At 36.7% G+C, this 20,186-nt stretch carries 18 protein-coding genes; 6 read left to right on the top strand and 12 right to left on the bottom strand.

Annotated elements, in window-relative coordinates:
* Positions 1 to 291 precede the first annotated feature (291 nt).
* The 7 genes from CRI88_RS18000 to CRI88_RS17970 form a co-directional block, all read right to left on the bottom strand.
* Positions 292 to 1,764: a PH domain-containing protein gene (locus tag CRI88_RS18000; RefSeq protein WP_089934470.1), complete on the bottom strand. Its 1,473-nt coding sequence runs from the start codon at positions 1,762 to 1,764 to the stop codon at positions 292 to 294.
* Complete coding sequence (locus CRI88_RS17995) at positions 1,757 to 2,236, bottom strand: PH domain-containing protein (protein WP_089934468.1); 480 nt, start codon at positions 2,234 to 2,236, stop codon at positions 1,757 to 1,759. The genes CRI88_RS18000 and CRI88_RS17995 overlap by 8 nt, the downstream gene beginning before the upstream one ends.
* A 135-nt stretch (positions 2,237 to 2,371) precedes the next feature.
* Entirely contained in the window at positions 2,372 to 3,901 is a 1,530-nt protein-coding gene (locus CRI88_RS17990; protein WP_089934467.1) for a degradosome RNA helicase CshA, read from the bottom strand.
* A gap of 352 nt (positions 3,902 to 4,253) precedes the next feature.
* Entirely contained in the window at positions 4,254 to 4,946 is a 693-nt protein-coding gene (locus tag CRI88_RS17985) for an alpha/beta hydrolase (protein ID WP_089934464.1), read from the bottom strand.
* 59 nt (positions 4,947 to 5,005) lie between these two features.
* The gene (locus CRI88_RS17980) at positions 5,006 to 6,376 is read right to left on the bottom strand and encodes a UDP-N-acetylmuramoyl-tripeptide--D-alanyl-D-alanine ligase (RefSeq protein ID WP_036119153.1); all 1,371 of its coding nucleotides are present in this window, start codon (positions 6,374 to 6,376) and stop codon (positions 5,006 to 5,008) included.
* Positions 6,377 to 6,387: 11 nt separating this feature from the next.
* Positions 6,388 to 7,467: a D-alanine--D-alanine ligase gene (locus CRI88_RS17975; protein WP_101966904.1), complete on the bottom strand. Its 1,080-nt coding sequence runs from the start codon at positions 7,465 to 7,467 to the stop codon at positions 6,388 to 6,390.
* A gap of 237 nt (positions 7,468 to 7,704) precedes the next feature.
* A complete protein-coding gene (locus CRI88_RS17970) occupies positions 7,705 to 8,457 on the bottom strand; it encodes a hypothetical protein (RefSeq protein ID WP_036119163.1) in 753 nt (250 codons plus the stop codon).
* Between the two features lie 346 nt (positions 8,458 to 8,803).
* Here CRI88_RS17970 and CRI88_RS17965 point away from each other — a divergent pair, with 346 nt between their 5' ends.
* Positions 8,804 to 9,991, top strand: a complete 1,188-nt coding sequence (locus CRI88_RS17965) for an FtsW/RodA/SpoVE family cell cycle protein (protein WP_036119166.1) — start codon at positions 8,804 to 8,806, stop codon at positions 9,989 to 9,991.
* A 57-nt stretch (positions 9,992 to 10,048) separates the two neighbouring features.
* On the opposite strand, the gene CRI88_RS22555 is transcribed toward CRI88_RS17965, so the two are convergent.
* The gene (locus CRI88_RS22555; protein WP_164908744.1) at positions 10,049 to 10,186 is read right to left on the bottom strand and encodes an Lmo0850 family protein; all 138 of its coding nucleotides are present in this window, start codon (positions 10,184 to 10,186) and stop codon (positions 10,049 to 10,051) included.
* Between the two features lie 309 nt (positions 10,187 to 10,495).
* On the opposite strand from CRI88_RS22555, the gene CRI88_RS17960 reads away from it, so the two are divergent.
* The 3 genes from CRI88_RS17960 (at position 10,496) to cls (ending at position 14,108) form a co-directional block, all read left to right on the top strand.
* Complete coding sequence (locus tag CRI88_RS17960; RefSeq protein WP_058844749.1) at positions 10,496 to 11,656, top strand: MFS transporter; 1,161 nt, start codon at positions 10,496 to 10,498, stop codon at positions 11,654 to 11,656.
* A 62-nt stretch (positions 11,657 to 11,718) separates the two neighbouring features.
* The gene (locus CRI88_RS17955; protein WP_036119169.1) at positions 11,719 to 12,513 is read left to right on the top strand and encodes a YwqG family protein; all 795 of its coding nucleotides are present in this window, start codon (positions 11,719 to 11,721) and stop codon (positions 12,511 to 12,513) included.
* Positions 12,514 to 12,650: 137 nt separating this feature from the next.
* Positions 12,651 to 14,108 carry a cardiolipin synthase gene (cls, locus tag CRI88_RS17950; protein ID WP_036119229.1) on the top strand — a complete coding sequence of 486 codons (1,458 nt, stop codon included), beginning with the start codon at positions 12,651 to 12,653 and terminating at the stop codon, positions 14,106 to 14,108.
* Between the two features lie 50 nt (positions 14,109 to 14,158).
* Here cls and CRI88_RS17945 read toward each other — a convergent pair whose 3' ends face one another.
* The 4 genes from CRI88_RS17945 to CRI88_RS17930 all read right to left on the bottom strand — a co-directional run bounded on the left by CRI88_RS17945 (position 14,159) and on the right by CRI88_RS17930 (position 17,119).
* On the bottom strand, positions 14,159 to 14,941 hold the full coding sequence (locus CRI88_RS17945; protein ID WP_036119172.1) for a M15 family metallopeptidase: 783 nt from the start codon (positions 14,939 to 14,941) through the stop codon (positions 14,159 to 14,161).
* 153 nt (positions 14,942 to 15,094) lie between these two features.
* On the bottom strand, positions 15,095 to 15,343 hold the full coding sequence (locus CRI88_RS17940; RefSeq protein WP_036119175.1) for a hypothetical protein: 249 nt from the start codon (positions 15,341 to 15,343) through the stop codon (positions 15,095 to 15,097).
* 55 nt (positions 15,344 to 15,398) lie between these two features.
* The gene (gene yidC, locus CRI88_RS17935) at positions 15,399 to 16,160 is read right to left on the bottom strand and encodes a membrane protein insertase YidC (protein WP_036119178.1); all 762 of its coding nucleotides are present in this window, start codon (positions 16,158 to 16,160) and stop codon (positions 15,399 to 15,401) included.
* Between the two features lie 164 nt (positions 16,161 to 16,324).
* Positions 16,325 to 17,119: a helix-turn-helix transcriptional regulator gene (locus CRI88_RS17930; RefSeq protein WP_036119181.1), complete on the bottom strand. Its 795-nt coding sequence runs from the start codon at positions 17,117 to 17,119 to the stop codon at positions 16,325 to 16,327.
* A gap of 505 nt (positions 17,120 to 17,624) precedes the next feature.
* On the opposite strand from CRI88_RS17930, the gene CRI88_RS17925 reads away from it, so the two are divergent.
* Together CRI88_RS17925 and CRI88_RS17920 are read left to right on the top strand one after the other, a co-directional pair.
* Positions 17,625 to 18,275: a LytTR family DNA-binding domain-containing protein gene (locus CRI88_RS17925; protein ID WP_036119184.1), complete on the top strand. Its 651-nt coding sequence runs from the start codon at positions 17,625 to 17,627 to the stop codon at positions 18,273 to 18,275.
* Between the two features lie 352 nt (positions 18,276 to 18,627).
* Positions 18,628 to 20,148 carry a succinate CoA transferase gene (locus tag CRI88_RS17920; RefSeq protein ID WP_036119187.1) on the top strand — a complete coding sequence of 507 codons (1,521 nt, stop codon included), beginning with the start codon at positions 18,628 to 18,630 and terminating at the stop codon, positions 20,146 to 20,148.
* The last annotated feature ends 38 nt before the right edge of the window (positions 20,149 to 20,186 follow it).

The raw sequence follows: 20,186 nt of genomic DNA, 5'->3' as shown, positions 1-20,186 counted from the left end.
GGCAACACCCCTCCATAAAGAGTAGTGAATACTTCACTTTATTAGAAAACCTTTCTAAAAAGGTACCATTTTCATGGATTGGAGTGGAAGGCTACTTGACTCCCGTGGGATAGCGAGACAGGCGAGCCCCTGCACGGAGGAAGCGGCTCGGCACTCGCCCACAGGAAAGCAAGTAGCCTGCAACAGTAATCCATTTTCACCTTTCGAAAAAATTCTATATAAATGTTTTTGTTTTTCAACACTATGAAGCTAATCCTCCCATAAAATTGAAAGGATTAGCTTTTTAGTTCATTAATGTTCATACCAAGTTAAGATTGTTTCTGCATCCTGTTGCTCTAAGCTTGATACACTTCCCGTTGTACCAGTTGCTCCAGACATGACTGTTGCTTTTATAGACATAACATTTTTTCTTTTTTGAAAGTAAGATTGTGTACTTTGAATGGATTGAATTCGCTTTTTCTCCACAATCAATGTAATACGACTAAATACTCGATACTGCATAGCCAGTTGCTTTCCATCAATTTGATAGCCTGCTGTTTTATGCTGCCATATTCCGATTAGGATTGTTAACGGAATTAACAGTAATGACAACAGTCCATACGGATAAAAGTAATAACTACATGCACCCATAATTGGAACTAGCCAAATAAAATCAATTCGATAGAAGAATGGTCTTGCTCTTTTTGGTGATCGAATAAACGAAGGATGCCAATTCATATCTGGGAAAAGCTGCTCTAATGTGTGCAAACAATCCTGCTTCTTAATGAGTGGAAACAAAGTAATCTTTTTATCATTCCCATCTTCACCGTTACCTCCAGCGCTTTCAACGACCACCGTTGCAAAGCCTGTTAATTGACGCAAAGGGTTTTCAACAATACGAATGGCTTGAATTCGATTCAGCGGTAAAGTAATACGCTTTTTCTCTAAAAGTCCCTTGGTGATAATCAATTTTTCTTCTTCAATTCGGACTGTATAATCATAGTAATTAATCAGTGTGATGACCACTGATACAACCCAAGCTACAATTAAAACGAACATCGCTGTTAAAGCGACTAAAAATGCACCGACTTTCACAAAATCAGCTAGTTCATGAAATACTGTTTCATAAGGAATAATATCGGAAAACTGTGAAGCAATTGCTGCAAGACCTGATAGTACGACACCGATCCCACCAGATGTTGTTGCTAAAACGAGTAAATCACGTATGGACATATGGTAAATCGTTGGAATGGAGACAGCTTCCTCTATCACTTGGATTTCTTCCTGATCTTGTTGTTGATCTACCCCATTTTTAGCCCGACGCATTTCTAATTCAATAACATCTGCTGCCGCTTTACGGATTGCTGTCAGTTCGACCTCAGGTTTACCTCCCTTACTACCTGCTGTTTCAACCTGAACTTTCACTAAACCAAAAATGCGATGAAAAATACCCTCGTTATAATTTAAGCTTTGTATACGTTCAAAAGGAATATAACGCTTCTTTTTAACAAACAATCCATACTTTATGCGTAACTCCCCGTCTTCAAACCAATAAACAAATGTCCGCCATTTTATGATGCCCCCAATAAGTGCAAGAAGTGCCGCACCTCCCCAGACACCAAAAAGTAAAATGGTATCAAAAAAATGATCGCTATGAAAATTCAAAGAAAAATTAAAGCCGTTTCCTATGATAATAATGGCAATTGGTAATATCATACTTTTTAATGCTTTAACGCTCGTAATAACTGCAGATACTGGATGTAAACGATTAATTTCTTTAGACATCATCTTCCGCCACCCTTGCTAAATCAGAGATGCGAGCACGAAGTATATCTGCTTCGTCCATAACAAGCGCAGGAATCGTATGTACAGTTGCTGCTGTTGAAATTGAAATATTACCTAAGTCGTATTTTTTCAAAATCGGTCCTTGTGTTGTATCAACATGTTGAACACGTACCATTGGTATTAATGTACGTTTCACAACAAATAAACCATGTTGTACTTCGATTTCATGCTCACGAACCTCATAACGCCATCGTTCCCATCTTATTTTCGGGAATACAAAAATGGATAGTATTGCACTTAGAACTACAATTGCCCCAGCTATGAAGTAAATAAATGACGGCCATTCAAAATAATATGTACCGTAGCTTACTAGCCCCGCTACAATGAATAACACCAATGTTTGTATGACACCATATAAACGCCACACAGTTAACCCTTTTCGGGATATTTGATGAATCGGCTGTGCTCTCAATATCGTTCCCCTCTCTTTCTTCATTAGGTGTATACGGATTTACTCACCTTTTTGTTTCAACTATAGCTGAAAAAAAACCTTACAGCCACTATGACTGTAAGGTTTATCATAAAGAATTAGTGTATTCGGTTAAAATTAACCTTCGTGACGTCGTGGAGAGCGAGAACGACCTTGTCCACCTTCTCTACGACCTCCCTCACGGCGTCCGCCTTCTCGACGGCTACTGCTACCGCTATTGCGACGTTCTCCACTGCGAGCGCCGTCACGACGTCCGCCACCAAAGCTACGGTTACCACGGCCACGATCACCGCCACTACGGTTACTGCTAGAACGCTCACGACGCATTGGTAATGGACGCTCTTCTGTGATTGTTACTGGTGTATCGTCTGGCTCTCTCGTTAATGAACGTAGAGCAGCTGCAACAACGTCAATTGCTTCATGATTATCTAGTACTTCCGCTGCAAGTGTGCGGTAATCACCTAAATTGTTATTAGCAATAAGATTTTCCAGTGTTTCCACAGCTAAACGTTGTTGACCCTCTAATGCTTCATCAGTTGTTGGTGGGCGAAGAGGTGTCATACGTTTTTTCGTTGTTTCTTCCACAATACGTAAGTAACCCATTTCACGAGGTGTTACAAATGTTATGGCAAGACCTGATTTACCCGCACGACCTGTACGTCCAATACGGTGAACATAAGATTCAGGATCTTGAGGAATATCAAAGTTATAAACGTGTGTTACACCAGAAATATCAAGTCCACGAGCGGCAACGTCCGTCGCAACAAGGATATCGATTTTATTTTCTTTAAACTGGCGTAATACGGAGATACGCTTCGCCTGGCTTAAATCACCATGAATACCCTCAGCTAAATAGCCACGAATAGATAGGGCCTGTGCAAGCTCATCTACACGACGTTTTGTACGACCAAAAATAATAGCAAGCTCTGGTTGGTGAACGTTTAATAAACGAGATAAAACATCAAATTTTTCACGTTCAGCAGACTTAACAAAATATTGATCGATATTATCAACTGTTAATTCTTTTGCTTTAATTTTCACAATTTCTGGATCACGCATAAATGTTTCTGCAATTTTACGGATTGCTGGTGGCATTGTTGCTGAGAACAGTAATGTTTGACGTTCAGAAGGCACGTTTTCTAAGATTGAATTAATATCATCGATAAAGCCCATGTTTAACATTTCATCTGCTTCATCCAATACTAATGTTTGAACATCTTCTAATTTTAACGTACGACGATTAATATGATCAATAATACGTCCTGGTGTACCAACAATGATTTGAGGTCTATTTTTCAGTGCACGAATTTGACGGCCAATTTCTTGACCTCCGTATACTGATAATAATTTTACGCGCTTGTCATAGCCAATTTTATATAGCTCTTCTGAAACTTGAATCGCTAACTCACGAGTTGGAGCAATAACTAACGCCTGAATATTAGGGTTTTTTGGATCAATTTTCTCAATTAGTGGAATCCCGAAAGCGGCAGTTTTACCAGTACCTGTTTGTGCTTGACCTAATACATCACGGCCTTCAATCGCAAAACGAATAGTACCTTCTTGGATTGGTGTTGCTTCTTCAAATCCCATACGCTTTACTGAGCGTAATGTAGATTCGCTAATATTTAATTCTGAAAAATTTGTCAAACTTCTCAATCTCCTTTTTTTCCTTTTAAGTTGACAAATGGTTACATTTTCAGATGAAGTTGTCGGCAAATTCGAGCCTGTGTAGTGGAACGTTTCCGTTACTTAAAAATTTTCTCTACATGATAGTCCATATAGAGCTCTCTTATATGAAAAGGAAAGCCCGGTCTTTACCGAGCGGTTCGATTCTGTCGTAATTATTCACTTTAGAATAAAACCGTTGTGTTCAAAAAAAAGTACCCTTCAACCAAATATGAAGAGTCTTCGCACAAAATGTATCCATTGCTTACACTAGTCTAACATGGCTTTAAATCCTATGCAACGATAACGCATGAGTCGTAATAATCTGACTACTTTATTTATCCCTTAAAAACGTTAAAACCCTTGGAAACCATTCAGAACAATCTTCCTCAAAACATATATGATGCTTGCCATTATCAGAAAAATACAAATTTTTATCTTTCGAGGCTAATTTATCAAAAAGGAATTGCGCCGTATGATAGGGCACTATTCCGTCCAATTTCCCTTGCACGATATAAACAGGAATTTGAATATGTTGATAATAAGGTTCCACCATTCTAACCAGCTTCATAAATTCTATTGTGGATGCTAAAGGCACATTGTTAAATTTATGATGGTATCGTAAAAAAAGTTCGTTATTCGTCAAATTACGGTGATAAGCCTCTGTAGCAAGCACTTTGAAATCATTGACTAACTGTTTGGGACTGACATACTTTGCAGCAGCACTTAATAATACGAGTTTTTTTACTTTATAACGTTTAGCTAAATATAATGCTATGATTCCCCCCATTGAAAAACCAACGACGATTACCTCATCTACTTTTTTAGCTAATGATCGATAGGCAAGCTCGGCATCCATTAACCAATGCTTCGCTGTAAAACCACTCATTTGTAATTCTTCTCCATGCCCTGACAACGTCGGCTCTACAATTAGCCAATTTGTCTGTGCCCGTAAGTATGTTGTGAATGGCTCCACTTCATAAGGTCCACCTGAAAATCCATGAATACATAGTACACCTACTGACAACGTCCTCACCTCGTTTAACAATGAATAAATCGGTGAGCCTAATCCCACCGATTCATTGGTTACTGTGACGTAAATGCATTTAAGATCGTCTCTAATTTCATACCACGCGAGCCTTTAAGTAAAACAATAGATGATTCATTCGCTAGTTTTAGCTTTTCAATAATAGCCGTATAATCATCTGCTACATACAGTAAACGTTCTTTCTCAAAGCGCTCTTTTAATACTTGATAAAGATATGCCATCCGAGGGCCAAATAAGCAGAGATAATCAATTTCATGCTCATTTATATATGCTGCTAGCCCTTCGTGAAAACTTTGCTCATTCGGTCCAAGCTCCAGCATATCTCCTAACACAAGCCATTTTTCAGGTCGAATTGTAGAGGAAGCCATAAATTGAATAGCAGCCTTCACCGAGGTTGGTGCTGCATTATAGGCATCGTTGATAAATAGTGCTCCATTTGTTCCTTGTACTTGTTGCATCCTCATATCTGTTAAGACTACATGCTCTAAGGATGTACGAATTTGTTCATTGTTTAAACCTAGCTTATGAGAAATTAACATCGCCACTAATGTATTTTTTACTTGATGCTTACCAAGAACTGAAATAAAGAAGTCGCCTTCAATGATTCCATGCGTAGTAAAGTGACTGCCATCCGCATTAGCATGAATATTTTCAGCGTATAAAAGATTACCTGGCTCTAATCCGAACGGCACTGCTTGTAAGTGCTGTTCCTTGGCCACCAATTCTTGGAGCAGCGGTTCATCACCATCATAGAATAATAGACCATCAGGCTGCATCCCTTGAATAATTTCAAATTTTGCTTTTGCTATACCTGCTCGTGACCCTAAATCCTGCATATGAGCCTCGCCGATATTTGTAATAACCGTCATATGTGGACGAGCAAGCTTCGTTAAAAATTCAATTTCACCAAAACCACTCATACCCATTTCAAGAACAGCAACATCTGTATTTTCATCAAGCTGTAAAATTGTAATAGGTAACCCTAATTGATTATTAAAGTTCCCAATAGTCTTTTGTACTTTAAAAAATGGCGCAAGTGTACCCGCTAAAATATCCTTTGTGGATGTCTTACCATTTGAACCTGTAATGCCGATAAATTTCGCCTTATGTTCATTACGGTAGGCTCTTGCCATTTCCTGTAAAGCCACTTCTGAGTCATCCACAAATAGTAAAGGATAACCTTCTGGAGGATTTGGTTCATCTTTTTGCCAGAGAGAAGCTCCCGCGCCTTTCTCAAATGCTTGAACAACAAACTGATGCCCATTTGTTTGCTCGCCACGAAATGGCACAAATAAATCTCCCTGTTGAATTGTTCTTGTATCGATAGAAATTCCTGATACAACGGTATCACCAAAAGCCGCCATATCCTCATTTAACCATGCAGCTAATTGTTTTAATGTTTTTTTCACAATAATCCCACTCAGTCTTTTTTATAGTGAAGCTGTTGTTTTTCTTCGTAACGTTCGATTGCTAGCTTAATGAGACGGTCAATCAGCTCTGGATAGCTCACATTTGTATGTTGCCATAATAATGGGTACATACTTACAGGCGTGAAACCAGGCATTGTATTCACTTCATTGATGTAAACGCTATTTTCAGCCGTTACAAAAAAGTCGGCACGAACTAAACCGCTACCATCTATTGCTTTAAATGCACGTTTTGCTAATTCCTTTAAGCTTGTCACAGTTTCCACTGGTAGCTCCGCTGGAATAATAAGGGCTGTAGAACCGTCCTTATACTTCGAGTCATAATCATAAAATTCAGTGACTGGTTTAATTTCGCCTGGTACCGAAACTTCAGGATAATCATTACCTAACACAGCTAGTTCAACTTCGCGAGCCATAATACCTTGTTCTACAACAATTTTACGATCATATTGCAGAGCAATCTCAATTGCTTTTATTAATTCCTCACGATTAGTTGCTTTGCTAATCCCAACGCTTGAACCTAAGTTTGCAGGCTTCACAAACATCGGCCAACTCAAGCCCTGTTCACATCGTTCAATGATGGTCTGTTGCTCGTTTTTCCACTCACTACGAATAAAGTACGTATAGGGCACTTGTGGTAAGCCTGCAATTTCAAATAATTGCTTCATCACCACTTTATCCATACCAGCTGAAGATGCTAATACACCGTTTCCTACATATGGTAAATTCAGTACTTCCAGTAATCCTTGCACAGTTCCATCCTCACCATTTGTTCCATGTAACAATGGGAAAATAACATCAAACTGCACCGCATTGCCTTTTTCATCGATTAAAAAATCAGTAATATTATTTTCTAAAATTGTGGCATTATCACCAAATTGTAATTCTTCTATTGCACTTACAGGTTTTTCCAAACGTTCTCCACGTCGCCATTCCCCGTCAGATGTAATGAAAATCGGATATACTTCATACTCCTCGAAATTCAAAGCTCCAGTAACTGCACGAGCTGTCGATAATGACACCTCATGCTCCGCTGACTTTCCGCCGTATAATAAACCGATTCTTTTTTTCATTTTTGTGCCCTCCACATACTTCTTGAGTACTATTAGTTTATCATGAAACGTCTTGACAAATGACATAAAAATCTCACCGTAATTTTTGACGGTGAGATTTTGACATTTCATCGATTATGCCTTAGTTGCATCTAATTTTTAAATTGTCTAGGCTCAATTCAAAATTCAGCATATCTGCCAACAACTGATCTTCATTTGATAGTCGCTTAATCGCAAAAATCGTTACTGATATGAAGATTAAATAATATAAATTAATTCATCATGTTCCGTTTTCAGGATCGTATTTAAGTCATCCCAAACTTCATCAGGAAATGAATACTCTGATAGGTTGCGAACTTCTATGCCATAGGCTACCTTTGGCTTTTCAATTCTGTACAAAGATAGTAACGCTCCGTCCTTAGCAAAGGATCGGTAAGATCGTAAAAAATCGGGCGATATAGATGGAATACTCGCCTTTACTTTTCGACGCCAAAAACCAGTACTCCGTTCCTTTTCACGAATTAGGCTATTAAATACATTGGCAACCAATAAATCCGAATCACTTAAATGACGAAAATAAATTTTTGTCATCTTCTCTTGATCTGAAGAATAATAGACAAATCTATTTTGTAATTTGTTAAAAAATGCAGACGTAATCGGTTCTTTTTTATGACTTATGTAAAGCAATTCTCCTTGTTCCATTGGTGTCAAATGATCTAGCCTCTTTTCGTCCATAAAATCAACCCAACACAATTCCTTTGACTCTGCTGATTTTTTCACAAAACGAGGAACTTCATCTTCCAAGACATATTCAAATTGTGTATGCATATTAAAAGAACCGTCTTCATAGGAATGTTTTAATAACAGTAAGTGATGCAGTGGTTCAAGTGCAGCCACAAATTGCGGGAATTTTAACCCGCTAAAAATGACAAATTTATCTACATCATTCATATGGACATAAATATGATACATAAAATCATCAGCTGACTTTAATTTTTTAGCCACAACCATCACCCCATTCTTCACTACATTATAAGTCTAAACATGATTTTTTTGAAACATTTTATGTTAATTGTCGTCCCAACTATATGCACAGGCATAAAAGTATTTTTTGCGTTATAATAGGAATGTTAAACATGCATTTGCATATTAATTTAAGATTACTCAATGAGTACAAGTATTGCTGAAAATTCCATTGACAATGTTCAAAGCAAGTTGCAAGCTTATCAATAGATATGAGTTATCTCATACACTCTACTGGTCAATAGCTCTCTTCTTTGAACAATTATAAACGAAATTGGAAGATTCGCATCATATTTACTCATATTGAGATACTATTTTAATTTAGGTGGCTTTTATGGAAAATAAACGAAATTTCGCAAACCGTTTTGACTGGACCCTCGCTTTTATTCTTTTCACTTTTCTAGTCATCAGTTTGTTAGCTATTGCATCTGCCCAGACATCGGGTCAATATGGCATTAACTACGTACCTAAACAAATGCAATGGTATGTTATTGGTGCAGTAATTATTGGCATCGTCATGTTTTTTGAGCCAGATCAATATAAAAAAATGTCATGGTATATGTATGGAGCAGGGATTGCCTTATTGGTACTGCTTATTTTTATGCCTGAAGGAGAAGGTCAAATCGGTGCACCCGTTAATGGTGCTAAAAGCTGGTATCATACGCCGATTGGAAATATTCAGCCTTCTGAGTTTATGAAAACTTTTTACATTTTAGCACTAGCACGACTAATCAGTAAGCATCATGAAGTTTATTCGTTAAAATCAGTAAAAACGGACTTCCTACTACTAGGGAAAATTGGTATCACACTCATCATACCATTGGCTATCATTATGAAGCAGCCTGACCTTGGTTCTGCTCTTGTATTCTTTGCGATTACTGCTGCTCTTATCATCGTAGCCGGAATTTCTTGGAAAATCATTCTACCGACCTTTTTAGGTGGAGTGGTAGCAGGTGGCACCCTACTGTGGATGGCACTTTATATGCAGGATTTCCTAGAAAAAACGTTCGGCTTAAAGGCTTATCAATTTGCTCGAATTTATTCTTGGCTAGACCCCTATTCCTATTCATCTAGCGAAGGCTATCATTTAATAACATCGTTAAATGCTATTGGGTCAGGAGAGATCTTTGGTAAGGGGTTCCGAAATCGAGAGGTATATGTAGCAGAAAACCATACCGATTTCATTTTTACTGTTATCGGTGAAGAATGGGGATTTATTGGCGCTAGTATTGTTATTTGTGTTTTCTTCTTATTAATTTATCACTTAACAAAGACAACGCTCTTATTGAAAGATCCATTCTCAACATATGTTTGTGCAGGTATCATTGCCATGATTACTTTCCACGTCTTCGAAAATATAGGCATGACTATTCAGTTATTACCAATTACAGGTATCCCGCTTCCGTTCATTAGTTACGGAGGAAGTTCTTTAATGGGCAATGCTTTAGCCATTGGGCTAGTCTTTAGTATGCGGTTCCATTATCGAACGTACATGTTTACGACACATGATGAAGATGAATAAATATAGAAAAAGGGAAGTCTCGCGCATTGAGACTTCCCTTTTCCTATTGTAAACGAGTTAAGCTTGAACTTGCGGAGTCTGCGTTGGTGGTGTTAGCACTTTTAAAAGTTCTAGTCGAGACTTTGTTACAGTGGCTGTTACACCCAACTTAGATAAATTCGAAACAATCTTTTTCAAATCTACTTCTTTCCTCATACATTCCACCTCAATCTTTCCTCGATTTTATATAACGTTTTAGGGAACAAAAAAGTTTCATTTTTCTACGAGTAAGATGTCTGACAAATTTATCATACCATTTAACTTACATATAAAATTTTTCATTTTTGTTACATTGTAAATTATTTATACCACCAAACACTTATAAAATAACCACAATCACTATATTTTATTCATCTTCAATTAATAACTATCTCCACCATGTTTCTCCATCCGAATTCTTGTCATCGTAAGAGCAAGAAGGGTAGAATGTACATAGTGAAATATTGTATGAAAGCAGGGAACTGTATGAAAAAGGCAATTTTATTATTGATGTCTGTTCAATTTCTCGTTTACCTAGGATTTGGCATTATTATTCCTGTCTTACCTGAGGTGATTGTGCAGCAAAATTGGAATGATCTCCACGTCGGTGGTTTACTAACCGTATATTCACTTGCAAGTTTCTTTACAGCACCATTTTGGGGCATGCTATCAGATAAGATAGGTCGTAAACAACTAATCTTAACAGGTCTGGTTGGTTTTAGCCTTAGTTTTGTTATTTTTTCATTATTTATAGATAACCTAGCTATTTTGTATGTCTCACGCATTGTAGGTGGTTTATTCTCAGGAGCATTGTATACAGCAGTAACAGGATTTATCGCAGATATGTCCAGTGAAGAGGATCGTAATAAATATATGGGCTTTATGGGCATGTCCATTGGTCTTGGTTTTATTTTTGGTCCAGCAATCGGTGGGGTGCTAGGCCATTATAGTTTGCAATTACCATTTATCGCATCCGCATCATTAATTGCACTATTATTTATTTATGCAAGTTTCGTCTTAAAAGAACCTGAAAAACGGAAAGATTCAACTAAACGTGCTATTGTACCAAAAGGCGCTAGCAAGATGCTACAGTACCGTGTGCGTTACTTATTTATGTTTTCATTTTTAGTAACCTTTATGCTAGCGGGTGTTGAGGCTACTTTCCAACTATTCCAAATCGAAAAGATTCATATTACACCATTACAAATTGGATATTTATTTATGTTTAGTGGTTTCGTTGATGCAGCCATTCAAGGTGGCGTTGTTCGACGTATAAAAAATGGCAGCGAAACAACATGGTTAATCGGTGCTCAAATTGTAACAGCAATCGGTATGCTATTATTCACACTCACAGCTAATCTTTTTATCGCTGGTCTAGCCCTATGTGTCTTTACAGCTGGTAATGCACTTGCTAGAACGTGTGTGGTATCGCTCTCCTCGAAAGAATCTGGAGGACAATATGGAACTGCCGCAGGTCTTTCCTATTCAATGGATAACTTAGGACGTATTCTTGGTCCACTATTTTTCACTTGGTTATTTACGATGCAAGCAAGTCTCGGGTACTATATATCGGCAGCAATAGCCATTCTTTCGATAAGTTTGATTTTTATCTATAAGGCTTCCAGTAAATCATTGCGTTTTGAATAGATTCTCACTATACCGTAACTTGTTATACTTTAAAGACCTAGAGAGATATTCGGAGGGTTTGCATGAACAAAGCAACCAATTTTTTACTTCCTAAAGAGCTAGAAGCTTTTCGCTCAGAAATCGAAGACACGCTACTTTCAACAATCATTATTCAGCCATACCAACGTTCAACTACGTTAACTGAAAGTAAATTTGCTGGCGAACCCTATCTCCCCTCTTTTCAAACCTATCCAAAAGATTTAACAGGGGAGCCAATGAGATTATTAGCTCAAATTAATTTTGCCGAAATCCCACCACTACTAGGTTTTCCTTCAAGGGGATTACTGCAGTTTTTTATTTCAGCCAATACTTTTAAAACTACTACTGTCAATTATTACGAAGACATTTTTCAGCAATTTTATAAAGTAAGATTTTATCCAACTGTTAATGACAGTGCAGCCCACTCTCAACAGGCACACTTTTCTATACCGACTACATTAGATGGCTTCCCTATTCGTCAGGAATTAGCTTTACAATTTCAGCTAACACAGGAACCCATTTCTGCACTAGATTATCGAGCACAACGTCACCTTCCCTTCCTCCTATCCTCCCAAATGGATGATGTGCAAGAGATTTATTTGCAACACTTCCTAGGAGCGGGAGCTAAAATTGGTGGCTATGCTTATTATTTAAATGAGGATATTCATCAAGAGTCCTTGCTACTTCAGCGCTATAATGTCTTATTATTACAAATTGACTCTCATGATGAATTAGGAATTATGTGGGCAGATTGCGGTGTTGGCAAGTTTTTTATTAACCGAGAAAAGCTTCTTCAAAAGGATTTTTCCGATATTTTATTTCAATGGGAAAATTACTAACGAAAACATGCGGATTATCCCTTACAAATCGAAGAGATAATCCTTTTCCTACCTAGCTAGATTTCATATCTTCTTTCTTCTTTTGAAGTAGGCTATACTTATGTATGTTGTTAACAATAGTAAAGGCAGGTGTAGGAATGAGCATTTTTACAGACATAGAATATTTAGTCCCTTTAACCTTGTTTTTTAATATTTTATTAGCCATGACCATCATTTTTTTAGAACGTAAAGATGCTACCTCTACATGGGCATGGATTCTTGTATTATTTTTCTTGCCATTAGTTGGATTTATTTTGTACTTATTACTTGGAAGGCAGTTACGAAGAAAGCATTTATTTCGTTGGGAAGGGCGTAAGGATATCGGGATAGATAACCTCATTAGCTATCAAATGGAAGCCATTCGCAGTGAAACATTTGAGTTTCGCATTGCAAACGCAGAAAATTATCAAGAAATGATTTATATGCACCTTAGAACAAACAATGCGGTATTAACACAAGACAACCATTTAGATATTTTCGATGATGGTGCCAATAAATTTGAACAACTCCTAAAAGATATTGAAGCAGCTAAAGATCATATCCACATTCAGTATTATATTTTCCGTCTAGATGACTTAGGTACACGTATCGTGAATGCACTGATTAAAAAAGCAAAACAAGGTGTCAAGGTACGTCTACTCTATGATGAGATGGGCTCACGTAATGTAAAAAAGCGTCATTTTAAAGAATTGCTGAATGCTGGAGGTGAAGTAGAAGTTTTCTTCCCATCCATTTTGCCACTTCTCAATCCCCGTCTAAATTTTAGGAATCACCGTAAAATTGTTGTCATTGATGGTCGAATTGGCTATATTGGTGGCTTTAATGTCGGTGATGAATATCTTGGGCTACAAAAAAAATTCGGTTATTGGAGAGACACTCACTTGCGAATTGAAGGAAGTGCGGTGCATCCACTGCAAACTCGCTTTTTACTCGATTGGAATCAAGCAAGTGCACAGCAGAAAATGGGCTACTCTGATCGCTACTTCCCTGCTATCCCGCAAAAGGGTGATGTTGGCTTACAGATTGTTTCAAGTGGACCAGACTCAGACTGGGAACAAATTAAGATTGGTTATTTAAAACTTATTAATATGGCGAAAAAATATATTTATATTCAAACACCTTATTTTATCCCAGATGTAAGCTTCTTAGACGCCATTAAAATCGCAACATTGTCGGGCATTGATGTGCGCATTATGATTCCTAACAAACCTGACCATATGTTCGTTTATTGGGCTACTTATTCCTATGCCGGTCAGTTATTACGTGCAGGAGCGAAAGTCTACATTTATGAAAAAGGCTTTATCCATGCCAAAACCATTATTATTGATGACGAGGCATCGACTGTCGGAACAGCTAATATCGATGTCCGAAGTTTCAGTCTGAATTTTGAAGTCAATGCCTTCATCTATGATGCAAACATATCGCACCAACTTGCAGAGCTATTTGAAAAGGATATTTTTGATTGTACGGAATTAACATGGGAAATGTATAAAAACCGCTCAGCACTTATTAAATTTAAAGAATCCATTTCACGTTTATTAACACCTATTTTATAAAAATAAAGAGGAAGAGAGCCTGTTCATAGTGAACCGCATCTCTTCCCTTTTTATTTCACTCCTAAATATTCTTCCAACGTAATATTTTGCTTTGTAATCTCTTTTGCAATATCTTTGCCTACATAACGATAATGCCAAGATTCATACATATAACCTGTAATATCTTCTTTATTTTGTGGGAAACGTAAAATAAAACCATACTCTTGAGCATGCGCAAATAGCCATTGTCCTGCTGGCGTTTCTCCAAATTCTGCTGTCAGCCATACATCCTCTTTTCCACGCTCTCCTATATCAAACGCTAAGCCTGTTTGGTGTTCGGAATAGCCTGGTCGAGCACTGTATCGATCTGCTGCTGCTTGTCCATCACGTTTTACATAGTTATCATAAAGTTTTGTTTGATATTCAAAAGAACGATACCCACTAAATGCAACTAAATCAAATCCTTGTTGCTTGGCGGCAGCTAACATCTGATTTAGAGCTTGTCGTGCCTCTGGATTTTCTTCAGGTGCAAAGGTAGAAGGAAGTGGATATATTTTATTTGCTAGCAAAATACCATTTATGTAGGTTGGTTCAGTAGGTAATGTTTGATTTGGTAGATAACCGTTTTCGTCAGGTTGCTGCTCTGATTCTGCAGGTGTTTCAGGTGTATTGTCTGGCTCCTCTGTTACAGAAGAGTCTTTCTCTGTAGAGTCGTTTGTTTCTGTTGTTTTTGGTTGCTCATCAGTCGCACTATTTACTTGATCATTTTTATAGTTATAGACTACAAAAATAGCTGCGATTAACGCGATAGAAATCAAAGCACCTATGATGAGCGGAAGACGATTGTTTTTCACTATTTATGCCCCTTTTAAAATATCAGGTACAACAAGGATATTGCTCTGAAAACATGCCATCCTGAAAATACCCATTTTTTTGTATTACTCGTTATAATCTTATTTTAGCACTGTTCACATTTTCAGGTGTGAATTTCCCATGTAAATATTTATTTAGTCTGTTAGAACAATGACAAATACTGCTATTGAAGCAATAGCAAAAAAGATTGCCATATACTTCATCCACTTTGCTTCTTTTACATAGCCCTGCTCTGCAAAACTTTTAGCTCTAAACCCATTTGATAAAGCGAACATAATCGTCATCGCAAGTACGGCAAAATTAAATTTCCCTATAATAATAAATACGAGTGCCGCAATACTAAAAATTGCAACAAGAATAGATACTAGCCACTTTCTGTTCATCTTGCTGACCTCCTAAAAAAGTCGAGGCAACAGAGGCGCCTCGACATTGTTTAATTTATTTTTTTGCTTTTTCGGGATGCTCCGAATAATATTTACGCCCAATATATGTTTGAATAATCAATAATGCACCACTGACAGACCAATACAGAGGTAGAGCTGCCATAGAAGACATTGAGATAAAGACAATCATAATTGGAGAAATATAAATAAACATTTTCATTTGAGCCTTTTGTTGCTCAGGTACAGTCCATAATGATACACGCGCTTGGACTAAGTAAACAATCCCTGCAATAATGGTCATAACGATATCAGGTGACCCTAAACTAAACCATAAAAACTCATGTGATTTTACATCCGCAGAATACAAAATCGAGAAATAAAGTCCCATAATAATTGGCATTTGAATTAACATCGGTAAGCAACCCATGTTAAGTGGATTAATGCCATGCTTTTGATAGAGAGCCATCATTTCTTGTTGATATTGTGTTTGCTCTTCTTTTGTCTTAGCTTCCTTCATTTTTTTCTGAACGGCTTCCATTTCAGGCTTGAACGCATCCATTTTCGTTTTCATCAATTGCTGCTGACGATAGTTTTTTAACATAATCGGCATTAAAACTAAACGAATTAGAACCGTGATCGCAATGATTGCTAAACCATAGCTTCCTGAAAAGATATCATTCCCGAAAAACTCCAGTAAAAATTCCATAGGTTTTACAAAGATACTATAGAAAAAACCTTCTTTGTTTTGCACTGCTTGACAGCCACTAAGCACAAAAACTGCTAGACCAAGCATTGAAAAGAGTTTCAAATTTTTCATTTTTCCACCTACTATAATTTATCAACTACTGTGAAGTATACCTTATAGGCTCTACCTTTATCAAATAGCAAGTGCTACTAATTTAGACCGCAGTTGTTCGTAAAAAAGGTGCGAGCTTTAGCCATGCTAAACGTTCGCACCTTTTCACATCTTATGCTCAAAATTTAAACATTCTGTAATTCAGTCTCTGCCATTTCAAAACGATAAAATTCATGATGAAGTTCATCTCTGAAATGCTTTGGTGTAACACCTGTATATTTTTTAAAAATACGAGTGAAATAACTTTGGTTACAGAAATGGAACTGATCTGAGATAGATGTAATACTTTTATTTGTATGTCGTAAGTAGTATTGTGATTCTTCTACACGTCGAACATTTAAATACTCAACTAATGTAATACCTACATGTTCTCTGAAAATACGTGATAAGTGACTAGTACTGATATGAAAGTTATTAGCGATACTTTCTACAGTTAAATCATTCTCAAGTTCATCATTTATATACATAATTACTTTGTTGACCGTCTGATGTCGGAAAGTCGGTTGTTTGCGATCTGCAATAAAGTAAACAAAGAAATCAATTAAATCATCCGCAAATTGTAAAAACTCTGCGTCTTTCATCTGATTTTCTATCATATCGTTACAAGCAATATTAAAAGCAAAGGCTTTTTTCGAAGGTACTTGATTGTCCAGCAGTTTACGGGCAACAATTGATGATAAAACGGAAAAATAACTTCGAACAATTTTAATAACCTGCTTACCAAAACGGATTGAAAGAATATCAATTAACTCATGCAAAGACTTTTTCGCTTTGGTAGATTCTAAATGGTAAATTTCAAATATTAATTTCGACTCAATATTAAAAAATTCTTCGACACCGATATATTGATTAATATTATCGATTTCTTGGAAGTATCTTTTGGATATCGTTTCTGACATAGAATGTTGATGTAGTTGCATAATCTTCCCCATCTTTCCTCAGAGTGCACGAATTGCATGACAAAATCTGACACCAATCCCAACGAATTAAAAATAAGAAAATAGTATTTGCTTATTCAATATAAGAACTGAGTCCTATTTCACAATTTTTTATTAAAAATAACTCAAAAATAACCCAACTAAAACACCAAATCTAAAAAAAATAGACTATACAGTGGATTTTACCATATTCTGCGATTTCCTTTCAACCACATTTTACTTGCTACTCTAGTTCTAATTTATCACATACGCATAGTAGAAACCTCGTAAACTTATTCCTAACAATTAGATTTTACCATATACCTATTAAAAAAAATTAGTCATTATATAAATTTATTTACAAATTATACAAGACATCTTACACCATTTTAATGAGTCAATCGACATTTTTCTATTTTATTCCTAAATCTTCTCTATATAATTTATATGGATATGTAGTAAAATAGATGATAATACTATTTTTAAAAGTTTAGACGAGGTGTTTAAAGTGGATCCAAAACAAATAGAAGAAATAATGGAGATAATTAAGGAGTTCTTCCCTGAGAATACATCCATTGCTATCTCTGATACAAATGAATATTTGTATTACCAGCCAAGCAAAAAAGTTGATTTAAAAATTAAGCCAGGTGATCCGATTAAAGAAGGTTCAGCCGCACACAAAGCACTTAGCTATGGTCAAAAAATCAGCTCATACATCGAACCTGATGTTTTTGGTGTCGCTTACTATGGAATGAGTATTCCTTTAATGGAGGAAGGCGAAACTAAAGGAGCTATTACTGCTATCTTCCCGCAAAAACCATCAGCATTCTTAACAAATTATATTACCATCAAAATTGATGATTGCTGGTACCCAATCAAACATGATCAAGTGATTTATTTAGAAACTCAACTCCGTAAAACATTTGTTAAAACAATGACTCGTGAAGGTTATCACCGTTTGAACCTAAGTGATCTAGAGCTATTTTTAGCACCTGACTCATTTATTCGTTGTCACCGCTCTTATATCGTTAACATTGACTTCATCGATGAAATTCAACCAGATTCACACTCAACGTTTTTATTAATTATGAAAGATGGTACGCGCATTCCTGTTAGCCAACGCTATGCAAGCTACTTCCGTCGTTCTCTAGGTTTTTAATATGGACAGACAGCGAGCAATTTTATGAATTGTTCGCTGTTCTTTTTTACGTTAAAAGAGACCACTTCTCTCCCCTCCATTAACAATTTTGACACAGTTTTTAATGTGGAAATTTTCTAATTTTATACAACTCTACAATAAAACGTTTTCTCTGTCGAAAAATCATCTTAATGCTCGATTTTCCTTTTTTTACTCAATTTAATGCTAATTCTAAAGTTTTTGTGACAATTTGGTGATAGTATTATTCAAATGGTTGGAGTCATACTACAACTGAATAAACAGAAAATTCTCAAATGTTTTTTCTAGTTTTGTAATCGGTTTCCATCAAAATTATTTAGGGGAGGATTTTTTTATGGATGCAAATGTTCAAAAACGCCTAGGTTTAAAAGAACTTGAGAGTAAAATTGTTACTGCTGAAGAAGCAGCAGCACTTATTTCTAACGGTGATGTAGTTGGGATGAGCGGTTTTACTCGTGCTGGGGACGCAAAAGTTGTGCCAATGGCATTAGTTGAGCGCGCGAAAAATGAAGAATTCAAGATTGATGTATATACAGGTGCATCATTAGGACCAGAAGTAGATAAGTACTTAGCAGAAGCTGGTGCAATTCGTAAACGTGGACCATTCCAGGGGGACGCAGGTATCCGTAATTTAATTAATTCTGGAGATGTCTTATATGTAGATGCTCATCTTTCTCATAACGCTGAGCTAGTACGTCAAGGAATTATTGGGCCAATTAAATATCTAATTCTTGAAGCTGTTGCAATTACTGAAGATGGATTAATCATTCCAACAAACTCTGTAGGTAACTCACCAATTTTTGCAGAATATGCAGAAAATATTATTATCGAGTTAAACATTTCTCACCCAGAAGCTTTAATTGGTATCCACGATATTTATGTTCCAGGTGAACAAGGTAATCGTGAAGCAATTCCAATGACCAATGCTATGCAACGCATTGGTGAAATTGGTATCAAAGTTGATCCAGCTAAAATTAAAGCAATTGTTATTTCTGAAGAGCCAGATGCCCCTTCATTAATCGTTCCACCAGATGAAGAAACACAAACAATGGCTAACATTTTATTAAACTTCTTCAGTGATGAAATTAAAGCAGGTCGTCTAACAAAACAATTAATGCCTTTACAATCTGGTGTCGGTTCTGTAGCAAACGCTGTACTAGATGGTTTCGCAGATTCTGAATTCGAAGATCTCATTGTGGCATCAGAAGTACTGCAAGATGCAGTATTTAACCTGATTGATGCAGGTAAAGTTAAATTTGCTGCTGCTACTTCCATTACACTGACTGAGGAATTACAGAAGAAAGTATACGGCAATTTAGAAAAATATGCCGATAAAATTTGCTTACGTTCACAAGAAATTTCTAACCACCCAGAACTTATACGTCGTTTGGGACTAATCTCAATTAATACGGCTTTAGAGTTAGATATCTATGGTAACGTTAACTCTACACATGTATCTGGAACACGTATGATGAACGGTATCGGTGGTTCAGGAGACTTTGCACGTAACGCACGTCTTGGTATTTTTGTTACAAAATCATATGCAAAAGGTGGAGCTATTTCATCGATTGTGCCAATGGTTTCTCATGTTGACCACACTGAGCATGATGTGGATGTAATTGTAACAGAGCAAGGTATTGCTGACTTACGTGGTCTTGCACCAAAAGAGCGTGTACCTTTAATTATTGAAAACTGTGCACATCCAGATTACAAAGAACAATTATGGGATTACTACAACCGTGCAGTTGAGGCAACAGGTAACCACCAAACGCCTCATCTTTTAGAGGAAGCACTTTCTTGGCATGTAAATCTTGCTAAAAACAAAACAATGAAAAAAGAAGTTGTAAAAGCTTAATTTTTTAATTTTTGGACGTCTAATAAGTCAAAACTTAT

Origin of the sequence: Lysinibacillus fusiformis (assembly GCF_002845985.1) — a bacterium.
In the GTDB taxonomy this organism is placed as follows: Bacteria; Bacillota; Bacilli; order Bacillales_A; family Planococcaceae; genus Lysinibacillus; species Lysinibacillus fusiformis_D.
The sequence above is the reverse complement of the archived record's forward strand: the minus strand, read 5'-3'. Positions and strand labels throughout refer to the sequence as shown.